Origin of the sequence: Pseudoalteromonas phenolica, assembly GCF_044788725.1 — a bacterium.
GTDB lineage: Bacteria > Pseudomonadota > Gammaproteobacteria > Enterobacterales > Alteromonadaceae > Pseudoalteromonas > Pseudoalteromonas phenolica_C.
Genome location: NZ_CP173161.1, coordinates 360,475 through 380,008, shown reverse-complemented (window position 1 = coordinate 380,008; position 19,534 = coordinate 360,475). Strand labels below are relative to the sequence as shown.

At 42.5% G+C, this 19,534-nt stretch carries 23 protein-coding genes; 7 read left to right on the top strand and 16 right to left on the bottom strand.

Annotation, left to right across the window (positions count from 1 at the left end; all coding sequences use genetic code 11):
• Window positions 1–56: 56 nt before the first annotated feature.
• Complete coding sequence (rsmI, locus tag ACH784_RS01830) at window positions 57–917, bottom strand: 16S rRNA (cytidine(1402)-2'-O)-methyltransferase (protein ID WP_404393037.1); 861 nt, start codon at window positions 915–917, stop codon at window positions 57–59.
• Between the two features lie 64 nt (window positions 918–981).
• Here rsmI and ACH784_RS01825 point away from each other — a divergent pair, with 64 nt between their 5' ends.
• Genes ACH784_RS01825 through dolP form a run of 4 tightly spaced genes read left to right on the top strand, consistent with a single transcriptional unit; the run spans window position 982 to window position 4,418 of the window.
• Complete coding sequence (locus ACH784_RS01825) at window positions 982–2,868, top strand: penicillin-binding protein activator (RefSeq protein ID WP_404393035.1); 1,887 nt, start codon at window positions 982–984, stop codon at window positions 2,866–2,868.
• 28 nt (window positions 2,869–2,896) lie between these two features.
• Entirely contained in the window at window positions 2,897–3,262 is a 366-nt protein-coding gene (locus tag ACH784_RS01820) for a YraN family protein (protein ID WP_404393033.1), read from the top strand.
• A gap of 2 nt (window positions 3,263–3,264) precedes the next feature.
• Complete coding sequence (locus ACH784_RS01815) at window positions 3,265–3,852, top strand: SIS domain-containing protein (protein WP_404395152.1); 588 nt, start codon at window positions 3,265–3,267, stop codon at window positions 3,850–3,852.
• A complete protein-coding gene (dolP, locus tag ACH784_RS01810) occupies window positions 3,852–4,418 on the top strand; it encodes a division/outer membrane stress-associated lipid-binding lipoprotein (RefSeq protein ID WP_404393031.1) in 567 nt (188 codons plus the stop codon). Before ACH784_RS01815 ends, dolP begins: the two co-directional genes overlap by 1 nt.
• Window positions 4,419–4,777: 359 nt before the next feature.
• Here the strand turns inward: dolP and ACH784_RS01805 are convergent, their stop codons facing one another.
• From ACH784_RS01805 to zapE, 8 genes are all read right to left on the bottom strand, one after another.
• Window positions 4,778–5,203 carry a ClpXP protease specificity-enhancing factor gene (locus tag ACH784_RS01805; RefSeq protein WP_404393029.1) on the bottom strand — a complete coding sequence of 142 codons (426 nt, stop codon included), beginning with the start codon at window positions 5,201–5,203 and terminating at the stop codon, window positions 4,778–4,780.
• Window positions 5,203–5,829, bottom strand: coding sequence for a stringent starvation protein SspA (gene sspA / locus ACH784_RS01800; RefSeq protein ID WP_404393027.1), 627 nt, complete (start codon window positions 5,827–5,829; stop codon window positions 5,203–5,205). The genes ACH784_RS01805 and sspA overlap by 1 nt, the downstream gene beginning before the upstream one ends.
• A gap of 100 nt (window positions 5,830–5,929) precedes the next feature.
• Window positions 5,930–6,667, bottom strand: a complete 738-nt coding sequence (locus ACH784_RS01795) for a cytochrome c1 (RefSeq protein ID WP_404393025.1) — start codon at window positions 6,665–6,667, stop codon at window positions 5,930–5,932.
• Window positions 6,664–7,962 (bottom strand): cytochrome bc complex cytochrome b subunit, encoded by a 1,299-nt coding sequence (locus tag ACH784_RS01790; RefSeq protein ID WP_404393023.1) that lies wholly within the window; start codon window positions 7,960–7,962, stop codon window positions 6,664–6,666. Before ACH784_RS01790 ends, ACH784_RS01795 begins: the two co-directional genes overlap by 4 nt.
• Window positions 7,962–8,549, bottom strand: a complete 588-nt coding sequence (petA, locus tag ACH784_RS01785) for a ubiquinol-cytochrome c reductase iron-sulfur subunit (protein WP_404393020.1) — start codon at window positions 8,547–8,549, stop codon at window positions 7,962–7,964. Before petA ends, ACH784_RS01790 begins: the two co-directional genes overlap by 1 nt.
• 500 nt (window positions 8,550–9,049) lie before the next feature.
• Window positions 9,050–9,439 (bottom strand): 30S ribosomal protein S9, encoded by a 390-nt coding sequence (gene rpsI / locus ACH784_RS01780; protein ID WP_404393018.1) that lies wholly within the window; start codon window positions 9,437–9,439, stop codon window positions 9,050–9,052.
• 11 nt (window positions 9,440–9,450) lie between these two features.
• Window positions 9,451–9,879, bottom strand: a complete 429-nt coding sequence (gene rplM, locus ACH784_RS01775; RefSeq protein ID WP_404393016.1) for a 50S ribosomal protein L13 — start codon at window positions 9,877–9,879, stop codon at window positions 9,451–9,453.
• Between the two features lie 303 nt (window positions 9,880–10,182).
• The gene (zapE, locus tag ACH784_RS01770) at window positions 10,183–11,271 is read right to left on the bottom strand and encodes a cell division protein ZapE (RefSeq protein WP_404395150.1); all 1,089 of its coding nucleotides are present in this window, start codon (window positions 11,269–11,271) and stop codon (window positions 10,183–10,185) included.
• Window positions 11,272–11,425: 154 nt separating this feature from the next.
• Between zapE and ACH784_RS01765 the strand changes: the two genes are divergently transcribed.
• The 3 genes from ACH784_RS01765 (at window position 11,426) to ACH784_RS01755 (ending at window position 14,620) form a co-directional block, all read left to right on the top strand.
• Entirely contained in the window at window positions 11,426–11,884 is a 459-nt protein-coding gene (locus ACH784_RS01765; protein ID WP_404393014.1) for a YhcB family protein, read from the top strand.
• Window positions 11,885–12,044: 160 nt separating this feature from the next.
• Window positions 12,045–13,397 carry a Do family serine endopeptidase gene (locus tag ACH784_RS01760; protein ID WP_404393012.1) on the top strand — a complete coding sequence of 451 codons (1,353 nt, stop codon included), beginning with the start codon at window positions 12,045–12,047 and terminating at the stop codon, window positions 13,395–13,397.
• A 137-nt stretch (window positions 13,398–13,534) separates the two neighbouring features.
• Complete coding sequence (locus ACH784_RS01755) at window positions 13,535–14,620, top strand: trypsin-like peptidase domain-containing protein (RefSeq protein WP_404393010.1); 1,086 nt, start codon at window positions 13,535–13,537, stop codon at window positions 14,618–14,620.
• Between the two features lie 116 nt (window positions 14,621–14,736).
• Here the strand turns inward: ACH784_RS01755 and murA are convergent, their stop codons facing one another.
• From murA to ACH784_RS01720, 7 genes are read right to left on the bottom strand one after another with little or no spacing between them, the layout of a single operon-like run.
• Window positions 14,737–15,996: a UDP-N-acetylglucosamine 1-carboxyvinyltransferase gene (gene murA, locus ACH784_RS01750; RefSeq protein WP_404393008.1), complete on the bottom strand. Its 1,260-nt coding sequence runs from the start codon at window positions 15,994–15,996 to the stop codon at window positions 14,737–14,739.
• A gap of 10 nt (window positions 15,997–16,006) precedes the next feature.
• Window positions 16,007–16,264: a BolA family iron metabolism protein IbaG gene (ibaG, locus tag ACH784_RS01745; protein ID WP_058028609.1), complete on the bottom strand. Its 258-nt coding sequence runs from the start codon at window positions 16,262–16,264 to the stop codon at window positions 16,007–16,009.
• Window positions 16,265–16,269: 5 nt separating this feature from the next.
• Window positions 16,270–16,566 (bottom strand): lipid asymmetry maintenance protein MlaB, encoded by a 297-nt coding sequence (locus ACH784_RS01740; protein ID WP_404393006.1) that lies wholly within the window; start codon window positions 16,564–16,566, stop codon window positions 16,270–16,272.
• Window positions 16,556–17,230 carry a phospholipid-binding protein MlaC gene (locus tag ACH784_RS01735; protein WP_404393004.1) on the bottom strand — a complete coding sequence of 225 codons (675 nt, stop codon included), beginning with the start codon at window positions 17,228–17,230 and terminating at the stop codon, window positions 16,556–16,558. The genes ACH784_RS01740 and ACH784_RS01735 overlap by 11 nt, the downstream gene beginning before the upstream one ends.
• 2 nt (window positions 17,231–17,232) lie before the next feature.
• The gene (mlaD, locus tag ACH784_RS01730; protein WP_404393002.1) at window positions 17,233–17,778 is read right to left on the bottom strand and encodes an outer membrane lipid asymmetry maintenance protein MlaD; all 546 of its coding nucleotides are present in this window, start codon (window positions 17,776–17,778) and stop codon (window positions 17,233–17,235) included.
• Window positions 17,779–17,793: 15 nt separating this feature from the next.
• Window positions 17,794–18,573 carry a lipid asymmetry maintenance ABC transporter permease subunit MlaE gene (gene mlaE, locus ACH784_RS01725; protein ID WP_138566139.1) on the bottom strand — a complete coding sequence of 260 codons (780 nt, stop codon included), beginning with the start codon at window positions 18,571–18,573 and terminating at the stop codon, window positions 17,794–17,796.
• On the bottom strand, window positions 18,570–19,376 hold the full coding sequence (locus ACH784_RS01720; RefSeq protein WP_404393000.1) for an ATP-binding cassette domain-containing protein: 807 nt from the start codon (window positions 19,374–19,376) through the stop codon (window positions 18,570–18,572). The genes mlaE and ACH784_RS01720 overlap by 4 nt, the downstream gene beginning before the upstream one ends.
• Window positions 19,377–19,534 lie beyond the last annotated feature (158 nt).

Genomic DNA, 19,534 nt, shown 5'->3' with positions numbered 1-19,534 from the left:
GCTATCGACACGTTTTACTTGCCTCAAAATAGATCACTTAATTAAAAGGACTGGTATTAATCGTCTTTATCGGCAATCACCGCTTTGTAAAGCGCATTTTTCTTAAGGCCAAAGTACTCAGCAACAACCCCACAGGCTTTTTTCAATGGCATTTCAGATTCTAAAAGACTCAACATTTTACGAGCTTCGGCTGGTATTTCATCTTGCTGTTTGGCTTTACCAGGCAGCATTAATACTAGCTCGCCACGCTGCTTCTCAGGCTCATTGGTTAAGTATTCAATTAACTCGCGCACAGAGCCACTAAAAAAAGTTTCGTATGTTTTAGTCAGCTCTTTCGCAAATACCACTTGTTGCTCTGCGCCTAATGCTGTTTGCATATCTTCGAGGCTAGCCATGATGCGGTGTGTACTTTCGTACATGATACTGGTAATACCGCTTTCAAACGCATCAACAAAGAACTGCTGACGGGCTTGGCTTTTCGCTGGGGTAAAACCAATAAACTGGAATCTATCTGTCGGTAGCCCAGAACAACATAACGCAGTGATAGCCGCACATGCACCAGGGACAGGCGTTACCGCTGCACCTTCATTGCGGCATAAGTTAACAACCGCATAACCAGGGTCGCTAATCAGTGGAGTGCCCGCATCTGACACTAATGCAATATCAAGCCCTTCATTTAGCCAGTCTAAAATCTGTTGAGCTTTTTGTTTTTCGTTGTGGTCATGCAAAGCAAAGGTTTTGGCCTTGATATTAAAGTGGCTCAACAACTTACCCGTGTGACGCGTATCTTCAGCGGCAATTAAGTCAACTTCTGCTAAGGTTGTTAAAGCACGCTCACTGATATCGGCCAAGTTCCCGATTGGCGTTGCGACCACGTAAAGGGTACCAATTTTGTCTGTATTCTGTGCTTTTGTCATTGAGCTCTCCAGTTTCAGTCAGTAAGATATCCCTTTGAAGAATATTTATCGTTAGGAAGTTGCGGTGCGACTGAAAGTAATTTGTCTTGTAATAGGTATATTGTCGGGTTTATCGGCCTGTAGTACAACCGAAAAATCTTCTTCTCAACCTCTTGTTGTGCAGAATAAGCCACAAACTCAAGCACCAGAAGTACTTGATGCCGAGGGGCTTTTAAACAAAGCACGTACTAAAGAGGGAGCATCTCGAATTCAGCTACTTTACAGTGCTCGAGAGAGTGCGATAACAGAGCAGAACTGGCCTATTCTGGAGCAAGCTTGTCTAGCATTAGAGCGCAATGAAAGCGTCGACTATGTACAGAATAAGCTTTACATCGCACTAGCAAGAACTGAGCAAAATAACTACGGTACAGCTCTAAATATTCTTAAAGCCCTCACATCAAGGCTATCGCTGCCCGAACATAAAGCATGGCACCAATATTTAATGGGTCGTATTTATGCTTCTCAAGGGATGCCTAAAAAAGCTTTAACTTATTATTTTCAAGCAGCTGATATCAGTTTCGCCGACAACATCAGCGTTGCCAATTTAAATGATGAAATTTGGCAAGCTCTGCAACAACTTTCTTCATATGCACTTGAGCGCTTTGACAAAGGCACTGTGATCCAAAGAGGCTGGATTAAGCTTGCGAAGTACCAACAAATTTATATTGGCTCTGGCGTGCAACTTCACCAAGCTCTTAATAACTGGCAGCGCAGATTCGTTAACCACCCTGCCACTTACATTTTACCGAAAAAAGTACAAAACTCAGTTAGTCTTGCACCTTACCATGCTAAACGTATCGCGGTGTTATTACCACAAAGTGGCAGTAGTAAACGCCTAGGTAGCGCCCTTAAAAATGGTTTTCTAGCGGCCATGGATCATAGCGAAATTGAAGAGATTACTTTCATTGATGAACAATTAGGTCTTGAAGATATAGAGAAGCAACTTGCCGCGCAGCCATTTGACTTCATCATTGGCCCGCTATTAAAAGACAACATTGAAAAAGTCAGCACCAGCAGTGCAATTCAAAGTACCCCCACCCTACATTTAAATAATAGTGACACCGCGAATTTGAGTCCTGAGCAATACTTTTTTGCTCTAAACCCTGAACACGAAGTAGAGCAAGCAATGGTGCATTTTTTGGCGCAGCAATACCAAAAGCCTATGCTGCTTGCACCGGATACCTTGTCAGGATTAAGACTGGTTAATCATTTTAAAAATCAATGGCAAAAATACAGCCTAATCGAACCTGAAGTTGGCTTGTATACCGACAGTAAAGACATGGCCAAAGTCGTGGCGAATTTATTAGAAGTTGATGCATCAAAGAGCCGTATTAAAACGGTGAAAAGTCTATTTAGAAAAGAAGTTGAAAGTGAAACCCGCTCAAGAATGGATATTGATGTCATTTATATCCTAGGTGATGCTATCGAGACTCGTTTGTTAAAACCATACTTAGATGTGAATGTCAGTACTTTCGCTGACCGCATCCCACTGTATGCCAGCTCAAGAAGTTACTCGAAGCGCATGGACCATACCGATAAAGGCGATTTAGAAGGACTGTATTTTACCGAGCAACCTTGGATGCTAAATAAGTCTGTTGATAGCTTTAATTTGCGAACTCAATATAACCAGCTTTGGCCTGAGCAAGCCGATATAGAGCAGCGTCTGTTTGCTATGGCATTTGACGCAGTTCAACTTATTCCAGAATTAAAACAGCTTTCAAAAATACCAGGTAAAGCTTATTCAGGGTTAACAGGACGATTAAGCATTAAAGACAATAACATCGTAGAAAGACGTTTAGAATGGGCTCAGTATAAGCAAAAACAGATCCAGCTTGTGCAGCTTAATGAGCAGCAACCAACGCCGTTGTTTATGCAAAACCAAAACCGTTTTCAAGATAATTTGAGAGACTAATAAACTAAAAACTGTAAAGGACAACAGAGTGCTAAAAGGATTATTTGCCAATACTCGCGCCAAAGGGATGCATTATGAGCAACTCGCGGAGCAATATTTACAAGCACAAGGATTGCTTGCTGTATCTCGAAATTATAATTGCAAGTATGGTGAAATAGATCTCATTATGCGAGAACAAAACACACTTGTATTTGTCGAAGTAAAGTATCGTAAAAATAATCGCTTTGGTGGTGCTATTTCGGCCCTAAGCCAGAGTAAAATACAAAAGCTGCGTCGTAGTATTTATCATTACTTAGAGTGCAACAAGCTACAAAATAGCCTAGTACGGATAGACTTTATTGCTATCGAAGGACTAAGTTCAGATAACATTAAGTGGATAAAAAATATATCTTAGTTATGCAAGAATCTATAAAAACCATTTTCACAGAAAGTATTCAAGCGCAAATTGCAGCAGGTGAAGTTTTACCCGACGTTCTAGAAGCTGCGGCCATGACCATAGTTCAAGGCCTTATCAACGGCAATAAAGTTATCAGTTGTGGTGAATCTAGCTGCAATATGCTGGCAGAGCACTTTGCTGGGCTCTTAGTGAATCATTATGAAACCGAGCGACCTTGCTTGCCCGCGATTTCACTTTCACAAAATCATATTCATTTGGATATGCATCAAAACGACCATGATAATGACAAATTTTCACGCCAAGTGCGTGCCTTTGCTCAGCAAGGCGATTTGCTTGTCGTTTTTGCTATCGACGGTAATGAGAAAAACATTATTTCTGCGGTAGAAGCAGCGCTTACTAAAGACATGAAAGTCATTGCGTTAGTGGGTGATGAAGGGGGAGAATTAATTGGCTTGCTTGGTCCAAACGATGTAGAAATTCTAACCCCGAGTAAGCGCCCTAGCCGAATTTTAGAATCACACCTATTTAATATTCACTGCTTGAGTCAGTTAATCGATAACACTTTATTCCCTCAGGATGATCAATAATGCCGTATAAACACCTTGCTGTTCTAGCTATTCTAATACTTCTTCAAGGTTGTGCTGCTGCAGTTGTAGCTGGCACTGCTGGGGCTGTGTCTGCTGCCAATGATAGACGCACGATTGGCTCTCAAATCGACGATAATAACATTGAAATTAAAGCTACTTTAGCACTGAAAAAAGTACCAACATTAAGCGATAAAGCCAATATCAGCGTTGTCAGTGTCAATGGCACCATTTTACTAGTAGGTCAGGTACCATCACGTGATTTACTCTCTCAAGCTGAGCAAGCTGTTAGAAACTCAGTGTCAGTGAAGAACATCCATAACCAGTTACGCATTGGTACTCGCATCGGCATTACCACTCAAACCCACGATACTTGGCTAACTTCAAAAGTTAAAACTAAGCTGTTAACCGCAGAAACCATTACCGGTAACAATATCAAGGTCGTGACTGAGAATAGTGAAGTGTTCTTAATGGGTTTAGTATCAGAAACTGAAGCGGATATGGCAGTTGAAATCGCTCGTCATGTCAACGGTGTAAAAAGAGTCGTAAAAGCTTTTGAATACCTTTAGTGCAAAGGGTTAATGACAAGTGCGTAGCACTTCATTTCCTTTGCGCAAGAGTGGTGTAAAAGGTTACCGACTGCGAACGAAGTGAGTACGGTTCTTTTACGCAAGGTGAATTGATTTCGTGATGAAGTCACGCTAAACACCATAACATGTATCCCTAATGTATGATTCAGAACTTTGTAATCAGCATGTATCTACCTTTTACTGTTCCATTGGCTCTCTCACTACTCCAGACCTCAACATTTTTTATAATGGCTCATTTCACCTTGCGCAAACAGCGCGTGCTTCGCACGCTAGTTTGCACCGAAATAAAAAACCCGCCGAAGCGGGTTTTCAAATAACAATAAGCTGTTTTAAAGCAATTATTTAATAACGCGAAGATGAGCGCCTTTTTTCTTTTCAGGCTCTTTTGGCTTTTCTTCAGTGGCTTCAACAACCTCTTCAGGTTCAACCTGCTGCTCTTCTTCATACTCAGGAAAAGTTTCTTGAGTAAATACGGTGCCTTCACCGTTTTCACGCGCATATATTGCCAGTACAGCACCCATTGGTACGTAAACCTGCATAGGTTGACCAGAAAAGCGCGCATTGAAGCTGAGCTGCTGGTTATCCATATCAAAGTGAGTCACGGCACTAGGGCTGATGTTTAAGACGATTTGACCATCTTGTACAAACTGCATTGGCACTTGAACTGCTGGATACTCAGCATTCACAACCAAATGTGGTGTGCAGTCGTTATCAACAATCCAGTCGTAAAACGCTCTTAGCAAATATGGGCGATTAGGCGTCATTATGCTCTAATCTCACGCTCTGCTTCTGTTAAAGAAGCTTGGAATGAGTCACGCTCGAATAAACGAAGCATGTATTCTTTAAGCTCTTTAGCACCCGCACCATTAAGGTCGATACCCAGCTCAGGTAAACGCCATAGTAACGGCGCTAAGTAGCAATCTACTAAGCTAAACTCTTCACTCATGAAGTAAGGCGCCTCAGTGAAGATAGGTGCAATTGCTAATAATGCTTCAGTTAACTCTTTACGAGCTTGGTCAGCATCACTACCACCTTGCTTAATCTTTGCAGCTAATGTGTACCAATCGGTTTCGATACGGTGCATCATTAAGCGGCTGCGACCACGCATTACCGGGTAAACTGGCATTAATGGTGGATGCGGGAAACGCTCATCTAAATATTCCATGATGATGTTCGCTTCATATAAGCCCAATTCACGATCGATCAACGTCGGTACTGTGCCATATGGGTTAATTTCGTGAAGCGCTTCAGGCAGGTTATCTTTTTCTGCTAAGTGAATATCTACACTCACACCTTTTTCAGCTAAAACGATACGTACTTGATGGCTGTACATACAGTTTGCACCAGAGAAAAGTGTCATTACAGGGCGCTTATTGGCAGCTACGGCCATGCCTACCTCCATTAAAATTACAATAAGTAATAAATCATTATAAACAGCAATAGGGGCGAGTGCCCCTATTACAAAATTACTTTAAAAATGCGTCACCTTATTAGTGAACATCTCTCCAGTACTCTTTCTTCAAGAAGAAGGCTAAGATGAATAGGATCACTAGGAAACCTAATACTTTGTAGCCCATAGCCTCTGATTTTAAGCGAGTTGGTTCACCAACATAAGCCAAGAAGTTTGTTAAGTCACGCACTGCATGGTCATATTCGTCAGAGCTTAGCTCACCCGAACCATCCGTTGTGATTTCAACTACTTTCTTAACTTTAACACCGTGCTCTTCAACTTCTTCAAAACGTGCAGTTGGCACACCTTGAAGTTCTTGAAGTACGTGTGGCATACCCACCGATGGGAATACTGAGTTGTTTACACCAAACGGACGGCTTTCATCAACATAGAAAGACTTCAGGTAAGTGTAAATCCAATCAGCACCACGTACACGTGCAACTAGTGTTAAATCTGGCGGTGGAGCACCGAACCATGTTGCCGCATCATCAATCTTGATTGCGTTTTTGATGTGGCTACCAACTTTTGAATCATCAAAAATTAGTGTTTCTTTACCAATCTCAACCGGAATACCGATATCACGGAAAGTACGCTCATAACGCTGGTACTGCATCTGGTGACAACCAAGGCAGTAGTTCATGAACAACTTTGCGCCACGCTGTAAAGAAGCGTTATCTGTCAAGTCATGGTTAGACTCTAGTAGTGGTACCGAAGGACCCGCTGCCATTGCAAAAGTAGGCAGCAATGCGAATAAACCAACAATTAGCTTCTTCATCATTTCGTTAACCTCTCAGGCAATGGTTTTGTTTTCTCATTCTTCGAGTATACGAATAGTAGTACGAAGAACATGAAGTAAGTCACAGTTGTAATTTGCGATAAGATTGTTTTGAAATCTGTCTGTGGTGTAGCACCAACCCAACCTAAGATAACAAACGTCACAACAAACTGAGCAATATTCAACTTGTGCATACCACAACGGTAACGAATTGAGCGAACTTTACCACGGTCAATCCAAGGTAGTAACGCAAGTACTACGATTGACGCACCCATCGCTACAACACCCATTAGCTTATCAGGGATAGCACGTAGGATTGCGTAGAATGGCGTGAAATACCAAACCGGGAAAATATGCTCTGGTGTTTTCAGCGGGTTAGCCGCTTCAAAGTTTGGTGCTTCTAAGAAGAAACCACCCATCTCTGGTGCGAAGAAAACAACCCAACAGAAGAAAATTAAGAAACCAGCAACACCTAAGATATCTTTTACTGTGTAGTAAGGGTGGAACGGGATAGCATCCACAATATCTTTTTTGTTTGTGTAGTATTCATGGAACTTGAACTTAGGCTTGTCTTCTTCAGCCACAGAACCTTTCTTACGCTTGATTTCAACACCATCTGGGTTGTTTGAGCCCACTTCGTGAAGCGCAACAATGTGTAAGAAAACTAAGATTACTAGTACTAGAGGAAGTGCGATTACGTGTAGTGCAAAGAAGCGGTTAAGCGTTGCACCAGAGATAACGTAGTCACCACGGATCCAAAGTGTTAGGTCATCACCGATTACTGGAATTGCACCGAATAGAGAAATGATTACCTGAGCACCCCAGAATGACATCTGGCCCCAAGGTAATAAGTAACCCATGAATGCTTCAGCCATCAATGCTAAGAAAATTAGCATACCGAACAGCCATAGTAATTCACGCGGCTTTTGATAAGAGCCGTATATCATGCCTCGGAACATGTGCAAATAGACAACCACGAAGAATGCCGATGCACCTGTTGAATGCAGATAACGAAGTAACCAACCGTATTCAACATCACGCATGATGTATTCAACTGATGCGAATGCGCCTTCAGCTGATGGTACGAAGTTCATCGTTAACCAAATACCAGTTAGGATTTGGTTTACTAGTACTAAGATTGCTAATGAACCAAATAAGTACCAGAAGTTAAAGTTTTTTGGCGCAGGGTATTGCGCGATGTGCATGTTCCAAACACGCGTCATTGGGATACGATCATCAATCCAGTTGATCACATTACCAACAACACCTGTTGAAGCGTTATCTTGTTTACCAGCCATTATGCAACCTCTTCTTCACCAACCAAGATGGTTGTATCATCAATAAAGGTATACGGAGGAACTTCTAAGTTTAGTGGTGCAGGAACAGCTTGGAATACACGGCCTGCCATGTCGAACTTAGAACCGTGACACGGACAGAAGAAACCATCTTCAGTACCTTCAACTTTCTCACCAAAACCACCATTAAGGAAACTTGGTGAACACCCTAGGTGAGTACAAATACCAACCGCCACGAAAATTTCAGGGCGCTTAGAACGGTATTCATTCTTCGCTGAGTCTAATTGTTGAGGCTCTTCAGATTGAGGATCACGAAGTTGACCTTCATGAGCTTTCATCTGCTCAAGCATTTTTGGCGTACGATAGATAACCCATACAGGCTTACCTCGCCACTCAACACGAATTAATTGTCCAGGCTCAAGTTTGCTGATATCTACTTCTACAGGCGCACCTGCAGATTTAGCTCGCTCACTTGGATTCCAAGACGCAATAAAAGGAACAGCAGCTCCAGCCGCACCAACACCACCTACAACAGAGGTAGCTATGGTCAAAAAGCGACGTCGGCTGTTGTCTACAGGCGCATTGCTCATCCACTTATCTCCACTATGATCCTCAACACTTGCTATATTGAGAACATCAGTTACAGCAGGTTAAATTAAGAAACTACAAAATAGACGCGATCATAAATAATTCCCTTGATTAAAACAAGGTTATTACCTTAATCGAGACTAATAAAGCATGGATTTTACTACCCATTTTAGTCGTAGTCTCGAAAGCTAGTTAGCTATGATAACGTTTTTATAACCACAATATACTGACTAAGATCAACCCCATCTATGAGGAGACGAGGGTACCCAAAAAAAGGTCTCAAACCTTACTCACTTTACTTGCCACGCAATTGTAGCAAAAAAAAGCGCTGATTTATCATCAGATCTTCACTAATTACAATAAATATTGAAAATAATAGGTAAACAATAAGTCGAACAAGAAAAGTGCGGGATAAGTTTGTAGTTAAAACAGAAATTATTGGGCTATAAAAACAAAAAACCCAGCATAAGCTGGGTTTTTGAATTCTTGTAAACGTAAAAAATTAACGCTTCGAGAATTGAGTGTTCTTACGTGCTTTCTTAAGACCCACTTTCTTACGCTCAACTTTACGAGCGTCGCGAGTAACAAAGCCAGCTTTACGTAGAGAAGGACGTAGTGACTCGTCAAACTCCATAAGCGCACGAGTGATACCGTGACGGATAGCACCAGCTTGACCAGTTGAACCACCACCTTGAACAGTGATGTAAAGGTCAAACTTTTCAGTCATTTCAACTAGCTCTAGAGGCTGACGAACAACCATGCGAGAAGTTTCACGACCGAAGTATTCTTCGATAGAACGTTGATTAATTACGATGTTGCCAGTACCTGGGCGTAAGAATACGCGAGCACTTGAACTTTTACGACGACCTGTACCGTAGTATTGATTTGCCATGAGTTAGCTCCTTAAATGTCCAGTACTTGAGGCTGTTGAGCTGCGTGAGCGTGCTCAGAACCTGCGTATACTTTTAGTTTACGGTACATTTCACGACCTAGAGGGCCTTTTGGTAACATACCTTTAACTGCTTTTTCGATAATCATTTCAGGCTTTTTAGCTTGAAGCTTTTCGAAGTTAATAGACTTTAAGCCACCTGGGAAGCCAGTGTGAGCGTAGTACATTTTGTCCTGAGTCTTGTTACCAGTAACAGTAACTTTCTCAGCGTTGATTACGATGATGTAATCACCAGTGTCAACATGAGGTGTGTACTCAGCTTTATGCTTACCGCGTAGGCGACGAGCGATTTCAGTAGCGATGCGACCTAAAGTTTTACCTTCAGCGTCAACTACGTACCAGTCACGTTTTACAGTTTCTGGTTTAGCAACAAACGTTTTCATTAAATAAAATCCAATGTTTCAAATTAAAACCACAGGTAACAAGAAGTTACCGCTTTACTATGAGTGCTTGAACCCCTTCGAGTTTAAGACTTTAATGCCGCTCAAATCGGTGGCTAAGCCGACGAGGGCTATAGAACGCAACGTGGCAGGCCGCGGATTATAGCAACACAGAAGAGGCTTTTCCAGTGTGCGACTGTTTTTTCTACAAAAAAATTAGTCGCGTTGATTTGAGCGAAAATTTATACCAATCAGCGTAAGCAATTTGCGTATTATTTGCCGAATTAACTACTGATTGGTATTCATTTAGGCGAGATGTTCTCTTGCGAGGTATTCGTGCGACTGCATCTCTTGTAAACGGCTAATGCAGCGCCTAAATTCAAAATTAAGCGTGCCGTCTGTATATAATTCTGTGATTGGTGCTGCGGCTGAGATAATTAACGTTACGTTACGCTCATAAAATTCGTCAACCAAAGCGATAAAACGTCTAGCGGCATCATCATTTTGCTGCCCCATCTGTTTTACGTTCGATAAAATCACGGTGTTATAAATACGGCTTATTTCCATATAGTCTACTTGCGAACGCGCCGTTTCACAAATTTGCGTGAAATCGAACATCACAATGCTATCGGCAACCTTACGGGTTTTTATCAGACGCCCTTCTATTTCGATGGCCTCATCAAGTTTACCAGGCTCAGGCGACAGCTTGTCAAAATACTCAAACAGATTTTTATCAGCTTGCGCGTCAAGTGGGCTGTGAAAAATCTCGGCCTGCTCTAATGTTCTTAAGCGATAATCAATGCCAGAATCAACGTTCACCACTTCAGTGTTTTCTTTAACCAATGCAATGGCAGGTAAGAAACGCGCACGTTGCAGACCATTTCGATATAACTCATCAGGAACAATATTAGAGGTCGCGACTAAAATAATGTCACGGGCAAACAATGCCTGCATAAGACCACCGAGTAACATGGCATCAGTAATATCTTGTACAAAAAACTCATCAAAACAAATAATGTCGGTTTCTTTTTTGAAAATATCAGCCACGGTTTCTAGTGGATCTTTGACTTCTTTTAGTTTTTTTAGCTCATCGTGAACACGGTGCATGAAACGGTGGAAATGCACACGCATTTTTCTTTCGGTCGGTAAAGCCTCATAAAAGGTATCAACCAAATAAGTTTTACCTCGCCCTACACCGCCCCAAAAATACAAACCTGTGATTTTTTGCTTTGGCTGTCGATTGAATAAACGAGAAAAGAAACCTTGAGGCTGCTCAGGTTGATTTACGATATCATCGTACAAGCGCTGCAAATGCTTCACCGCATTTTCTTGAGCTGCGTCATATTGAAAGTCATCTCTTTGTAGATCTTGCTGATATTTTTCCCAAGGTGTCATCATTTTTCACAAACTAAGCGTTTTTATTTGAGCCATATATTAACACGCATCAAAACTCCGCGTATATTTAGCTGATAGTTTGAATTATATTTTTTATTACGCAGCCGAATAATTGCCTACACTTATAGAGCGCGTATTTTTAAGGAGACTCTCTATGACAACATTTGCTTGGTTAGGATTGATTGTAGTTGTTGCTATCGCTGCATTTTTCTTAGGTTCAATGTTCACCAAGAAACAACTTAAGCACGACGATTTAGAACAGCAAGTACAACAGGCTAAGCACGAGTTAGAGCAATATCGCCAAGAGGTTGCTGATCACCTTGCAAGCACCAAGAAGTTAATGACTAAAATGCAAGACAGTTACTCTCAACTTTTAAGCCATGTAGAAGAAACAGACAAAGCACTGCTTACCGTTAAACCTGCTATGCCTGAAGAGCCTTTCTTCTCAAAAGAGACCACTGAGCAACTACAAGCGTCTCTGCAAAGCCGCCCAGAACGTCGTCGCGAAGCAAAAAACGATACATTGTCAGCTCAGCCTAGCGATTATGCCGAAGGTGAAACGGGTATTTTCTCAGGTGAAAGTTCAGAAATTGAACATTCAAAAGCCTCTTGATGAACTTTTTTTAGACCCCATAGTCAGTAAGTACAGTTACCAAAAATGACGAGCCGGTAAGTAAGCCGAAAATTTACTTACCTATCATCAATGATATATGTCTACTTTTTTTAAATGCATAAAGAGTAGGCGTTATTACTTTTCGGAGTACTTATTGACTATGAAATTTAAACTATCGTTATTATCAGCTGCAATTTTTTCAACTGCCCTTTTTCTTTCTCCAACCGCAGTTGAGGCTAAACTTCCCGTTGCTGTTGACGGTCAATCATTGCCAACCCTAGCCCCTATGCTTGAACGCGTGACACCTGGTGTTGTCAGTATTCAAGTATCTGGCGCAAAAGAAGTCCGTCGTAGAGTCGACCCATTCGACTACTTTTTTGGCAACCCTCAACCTCGTAACCAAAAACGCCCATTCAGTGGCCTTGGATCTGGCGTCATTATAGATGCGGATGAAGGATACGTAGTAACAAACAGCCATGTTATCGATGAAGCTGACAAAATTATTGTTACTTTGAAAGATGGCCGTGAGTTTGATGCCAAGCTGGTTGGTCGCGATAAAGAATCAGATATTGCGCTGCTCGAAATTGATGCTGAGAACCTGACCGAAGTAAAACTGGCAAACTCTGACAAACTTCGTGTTGGTGACTTCTCGGTTGCTATCGGCAACCCATTTGGTTTAAGTCATACAGTGACATCAGGTATTGTCAGTGCGCTTGGTCGTAGCGGCTTAAACATCGAAGGCTATGAAGACTTTATTCAAACTGATGCGGCAATTAACCAAGGTAACTCAGGTGGTGCCTTAGTTAATCTAAACGGTGAGCTAATCGGCATTAACACTGCAATTCTTGGCGCTTCGGGCGGTAATGTCGGAATCGGTTTTGCTATCCCTTCAAATATGATGAAAAACCTCGTTGATCAAATTATCGAATTTGGTCAAGTTCGTCGTGGTTCTTTAGGTATTATTGGCCGTACACTAGATGCCGGACTTGCTAAAGCACAAGATTTAGAAGTCAAACAAGGTGCTTTCGTGATGCAAGTTGTAAAAGATTCAGCGGCAAGTGAGGCGGGGATCAAAGCCAACGACGTTATCGTGAGCTTAAACGATGATGACATCCAAAGCTTTGAAGAGTTACGCGGTAAAATTGCCACGATAGGTGAAGGCCGCACAATCGAACTCGGCGTATTCCGTGATGGTAAAAAGCGCAAGATTGAAGTAACGCTTAAAGGCCAAGGCGAACTGCAAGCGCAAGCAGATAAGGTTCACCCGATGCTACGCGGGGCCGTGCTTGAAAGCGGCGAGCGAAATGGCAATCAAGGTGTCATTATTTCTAGCATTGAAGAGCGTTCGCCAGCAGCGCGAGTCGGTTTAGAAGAAGGCGATGTGATCATGCAGGTTAATCGCCAACGCGTTAAAAACATACGCGAAATGAGCGATATGATTGAAGATATTCAAGGCAATATTGTGTTGGGTATTAAGCGCGGACGAGACTCTGTCTTCATTCTGATTCAATAATCTATACTCAAATCATCTAAATAAAATGCAGCGCCATATTGTCGCTGCATTTTTATTTGTGCCATCATTACTACTATTCTGCTTTAAGTAGGATAAAATAACCGATTGTTGTGTAATGAATAAAAATGAGCGATGGCGTGCTAAAACTAGTTAAATTTATTCTTCCCCCTCTTTTTGTCGGTCTTGGGATCGCATTCTTGGTCGTCTGGTTTTCGCCAAATTTAAAGAGCGTTGCTTTGCCTAAGCTCGCCATGCCTAGCCATTACACGAGTAGTCACATGAGCTTTGCTGATTCTGTGGCTAAGGCTTCACCTGCCGTCGTGACAATTTTTTCTGAAAGTATTTCATCTGTGCCTCGTTACCAAAGACGTAACACGACTCAAGAGCTTGGCTCTGGCGTAATTATGTCGAGTGACGGGTACATTTTAACCAACTACCACGTGGTAAACGACGCCGATCAGATCATGGTCATTCTTACCGATGGCAGACGTTTTTATGACGTGCAAGTTATCGGTTTTGATACCATCACCGATCTCGCTTTACTAAAAATTCCAGGCCAGCACCTACCAGTGATCCCTACCAACGATGAGTTTATTCCTCGCGTTGGTGATGTAGTTTTAGCGATTGGTAACCCACTTAACTTAGGCCAAACTATTACCCAAGGGGTTATAAGTGCTACAGGTAAGCAAACGCTTACTGATAGTCAATATAATAATTTGCTGCAAATGGATGCAGCCGTAAATGTCGGTAACTCGGGAGGCGCCTTAGTAAACTCGAATGGTATTCTCGTTGGTATTACCTCTGCGCAATTTAGAACTCGCTTAAACATCGACATACAAGGGATCTCTTTCGCCGTGCCTTATCAATTAGCTAAGCAAGTAATGCAGCGACTCATTGCGGATGGTCGAGTGGTTCGTGGCTATTTAGGGTTTAGAGGTACCGCCGTTGATAGCTCAGGTAATGAGGTGACTGACTTATATACTCCGATTGTTGGCTTGTTGATCAGCGAGCTTGATCCGCTTGGCCCTGCGTGGCAGGCCGGTATGCAAGACAGAGATATTATTGTGAAGGTTGCTGGACAGTCCATTTCTAATCCGCAAAAAACACTGCAATTTATTGGTAATACCAAGCCAGGTACAGCCCTTGAATTTGAAGTGTTAAGAAATGGCGAGCATCGCACTATTACTTTGACCGTTGCTGAGCTAGAAATTAACACCAATTAATACCAATCCTCAGTCAGCCAGCGCAAGCCAAATTAGATAACCTGATCTCAAGTTAGATACAAAAAAGCGACCGCTTCAAGTAGGTCGCTTTTTTCTTTTTATATAAACAAACAGTATTAATTGTGGCGGCGTTTAATATTCGCACCCAACTTACTTAGCTTGTCTTCGATACGCTGGTAACCTCTATCAACATGATAGATGCGGTCAACCACAGTCTCGCCTTGCGCGACAATACCGGTCAAAATTAAGCTGGCTGATGCACGTAAATCAGTCGCCATGACTTGTGCACCCGATAGCTTCTCAGTATCACCACAAATCGCAGTATTGCCCTCTAAGCGAATGTTTGCGCCCATACGTTGTAATTCAGGCACATGCATAAAGCGATTCTCAAAGATCGTTTCTGTGATTGTTGCACTGCCATTTGCTACCACATTCATAGCAGTAAACTGCGCCTGCATGTCGGTTGGAAAACCCGGGTGAGGCATGGTTTTAATGTTCACCGCCTTTAACTCGCGTTGACGCATATCGATGTAAATACTGTCTTGTTGTACTTCAACCAAAGCATTAGCATCACGCAGCTTTTCTAGGACAGGTTCTAAGCTATGATGATCTGTGTTCTTACATAACACCTCACCTTTTGCCATTGCCGCTGCAACTAGGAAAGTACCCGTTTCAATGCGATCTGGTAAGATCTTGTGCTCACACCCTGATAGTTGCTCAACCCCTTCGATTTCAATGCGATGAGTACCTGCACCTGAGATTTTTGCGCCCATAGCGACTAAACACTCTGCAAGGTTAACGATTTCTGGTTCACGCGCAGCGTTTTCTAACACCGTTTTACCATCGGCAAGTGTCGCAGCCATCAATAAGTTTTCAGTAGCACCAACACTCACGGTTTCCATGTAGATATCAGCACCATGCAGTCGACCCGAAGACGTCGCATTGATGTAACCATTTTCTACAGCAATGGTTGCGCCCATTTTTTCAAGGCCTCGAATGTGTAAATCTACCGGGCGCGCACCGATGGCACAGCCTCCTGGCAATGACACTTGAGCTTGCCCAAAACGCGCCAACAAAGGTCCTAGCGCTAGCACTGAAGCACGCATTTGCTTAACTAGCTCATAAGGTGCAAGCACTTTATCAACAGTACTTCCGTCGACTTCAAGCTTATCACCATGCCATTTAACTTCTGCGCCAAGGGTTTTTAATAATGCTTCGGTAGTACCTATGTCACGTAACTGAGGCACGTTCGAAAAAGTGCTTTTGCCATTACCTAATAAGGCTGCAAAAAGAATTGGAAGAGCGGCATTTTTTGCGCCCGAAATTGTGACTTCACCAGCTAGGGTGGTGCCACCTTGGATAACAAACTGATCCATTGTGGCTCCGTTATTGAGGAAGGATGAATTTACGTTCTCTTTGCCATTCTGTTGGCGTGAAGGCTTTAATGCTTAAAGCATGGATTGTTCCGTCTTTGATCACATCCATTAAAGGACCGTAAACTAGCTGTTGCTTCTTAACTCGACTCGCCCCGTCAAAACATTCACCAACCGCAATCACCTCATAGTGACTACCATTGGCTTTAACTATGACTTCTTCTAGTGACAATGCTTCTTGTAATACTGCTTCGACTTGGTTTGTTTCCATTAGATTCACTCAAATAAGTTAGATACCTGACCCAACTCCATCAATTTATGTAGTTGTTCAGGTATATTTTTTAGCTCAAGGCGTTTGCCTTGGCGTTGCAAAAGACCTAAAGAGTGAATTAACCAAGCTAAGCCCGCTGTGTCAACCCTAGAGACCTCAGAAAGGTCAAAATATAGGACTGACTGCGTACTTTGTAGCTGTTGGTTAAGAAGGCGTTCATCTATTAAGCTATTTCGGGTTAATTCTCCCTTAATAGCAATCACACCTTCTTGCTGCGGCGAAAATTGCAGATTAGTTGCCATTGTCACCTCTAAACTGAACAGGTAAACGACTCTTCTTATCTAAAAGCTCGATTACATACTCAATGCCTTGCTGACGAAGCACACCATGCAATTCTGTTTGCTTTGCATCTAGTAATGAAATGCCTTCAGCCATCATGTCGTAAGCGCGCCACTCATTGTCTTTGCCTTTACGCACCTTGAAGTCGATTTTAATGTCCGGCTTGCCTGGTTCAACAATACGAGTTTTTACTACCGCAACGTCGTCGCCTTCAAAATCTCGCGCTTCACCAAACTCTACTTTCTGGTTTTTATACTGGGTAAACACACCTGCATAAGTCGCCACTAAGTAACGCTGAAACACATCAATGAATGTTTTAATATTCTCAACCGCCTGCTTTTTTTCTGCTGCATCCGTCATAGTGCGTACTTTTTGAATATAACTACCTAGTACACGATATGCGGCATATTTGTAATCGACGTAAGGCATCAACTCTTGCTCAACGATAACGCGTAAATGCTCTTTATCAGTAGAGATAATACCTTGGTCTTTAGCTACGCGTTTAAAGGTGTTGTCAGCAACTTGCTCAACCATTTTATATGGGTCACTCAAATCCACTTGCGGTGCAGCCATCACCTGGGCAGACATAATAAAGCCTGCCGCTGCCATTAATAACGTTTTAAACATGATTATTCCCCACCTTGGTTAAACAGGAATTGGCCAATTAGCTCTTCAAGAACCAGTGCTGATTTTGTATCCGTCAGCATGTCGCCATCTTTTAGTGCAACGCTTTCTACACCAAATAAATCATCTAATTCAGAGCCTGCATTATTTGCAACCTCATTACCTAAACAGCTTTGTTTTGCTGATTCAGCCGCAATAACCGGTGAAAGGCCGAGGTACTGCTCACCTAAAATACCTGATGTTAAAATAGAGACCGTGGTTGTATCAGAAAACTGACATTCATAACTTGCATCAATACTCATATTCACAACAGGTAAAAACTCTTGCGGGTGAATATAAATGCTTTCCACTCGACCAATTACAACACCACCCACTTTAATCGGCGCGCGTGTTTTTAAAGAGCCTATATTTTCAAACTTAGCGCTAAGCGTGTAAGTGTCCCCGCTACCGCTGATCCCTGAGTTTGCGACTTTAAGTGCCAAAATAGCGAATGCTGCTACGCCAAGTGCGACAAATAAGCCAACTAAAATTTCTATTTTCCGTGTATTCATAATTTCTCAAAACCCTTAACTTGAAAACATCACCGCTGTTAATAAAAAGTCGAAACCTAAAACGACCAGCGACGAATGAACAACTGTTTCTGTGGTCGCTTTACTGATCCCTTCTGATGTAGGAACACAGTCGTACCCTTTATAAAGCGCAATCCATGTCACGATCAGTGCAAAAACAAAGCTCTTGATCATGCCATTTAAAATATCTTGTTGGAACGACACTTGAGACTGCATGATTGACCAGAAACTGCCTGAATCGACACCTAACCAGTCAACGCCCACTAAGTGCGCACCAATAATTGCAACTGCTGAGAAAATAAGAGCCAACAGCGGCATACTAATAAAACCAGCCCAAAAACGAGGGGCGACAACCCTTTTCAGTGGATCAATTGCCATCATTTCTAAACTTGATAGCTGCTCGGTTGCTTTCATCAAACCAATTTCGGCGGTTAACGCACTACCTGCACGGCCAGCAAATAGTAAAGCCGTAACAACCGGGCCAAGTTCTCGAAGTAAACTAAGCGCAACCAGCGGACCTAAACTGTCTTCAGCACCGTAACCCACTAGCACCGTGTAACCTTGTAGCGCTAAAACCATCCCGATGAATAACCCTGACACCATGATGATCAATAATGATTGATGCCCCACCATGTAAAGCTGCTTAATTAACAGTGGTGTGCCTTTTTTAAAGTTAGGCATACTAAGCAACGCGCCAAGCAACATACGGGTCGCACGGCCCAAAGAGGCAAATCGGCTCAGTGTTTTATGGCCTAATGCTTGTAAAAAATCCATTATTGCGGGTCTCCTAGTAACAGTTCATCTTCATAAGGCGCAGCTTTGAAGTGGAAAGGCACAGGGCCGTCAGATAAACCTTTTAAGAATTGCTGTACCAGTGGCGAGCTATGTTGCAACATCTGCTCCGGTGTGCCAGTACCAATCACGCCTTGCTCAGCAATAATCACCACATGGTCGGCAATACTCAGTACTTCTGTTACATCGTGCGTTACGATTAAAGAAGACAAACCTAACACTTGATTCAACGACTTTATCAAACGCACCAATACCCCCATTGAGATAGGGTCTTGTCCTGCAAACGGTTCATCGTACATGATGAGTTCTGGGTCGAGAGCTATTGAGCGCGCTAGTGCAGCACGTCTGGCCATACCGCCCGATAACTCTGAAGGCATTAAATCTCTCGCACCACGAAGACCAACAGCTTGAAGCTTCATAAGAACGACCAAGCGAATTAGCTCTTCGCTTAATTGCGTGTGTTCTCTTAATGGGAAAGCAATGTTATCGAACACTGACATATCTGTGAAAAGCGCACCACTTTGAAAAAGCATGCTCATTTTTGTGCGAGCTTCATAAAGCTGGGCACGAGTCATACTCGGCACACTCTCACCTTCAAACGTGATATCGCCGCTATCCGGTTTCAACTGACCGCCGATAAGACGCAACATGGTCGTTTTACCAATGCCACTCGGCCCCATAATTGCGGTGATCTTCCCCTTTGGTACCGAAAAACTCATGTTTTTATAGATGGTCCTATCACCTCTGGAGAAAGTTACATCCTTGATTTCAATAATTGATTGCGACAAGTCGCGCTCCACATTCTGGTTCACCAATTCATATATCATACTTTTTTTTGGTTTTAGTGTGAAAAGGGAATTCGTAAAATTTTGTAAGTAGCATACTCACTAAACGAATAAAGCGTTTTACCTAGCGTTTTGTTTATACTTTTTTTTATGCTTTTGAT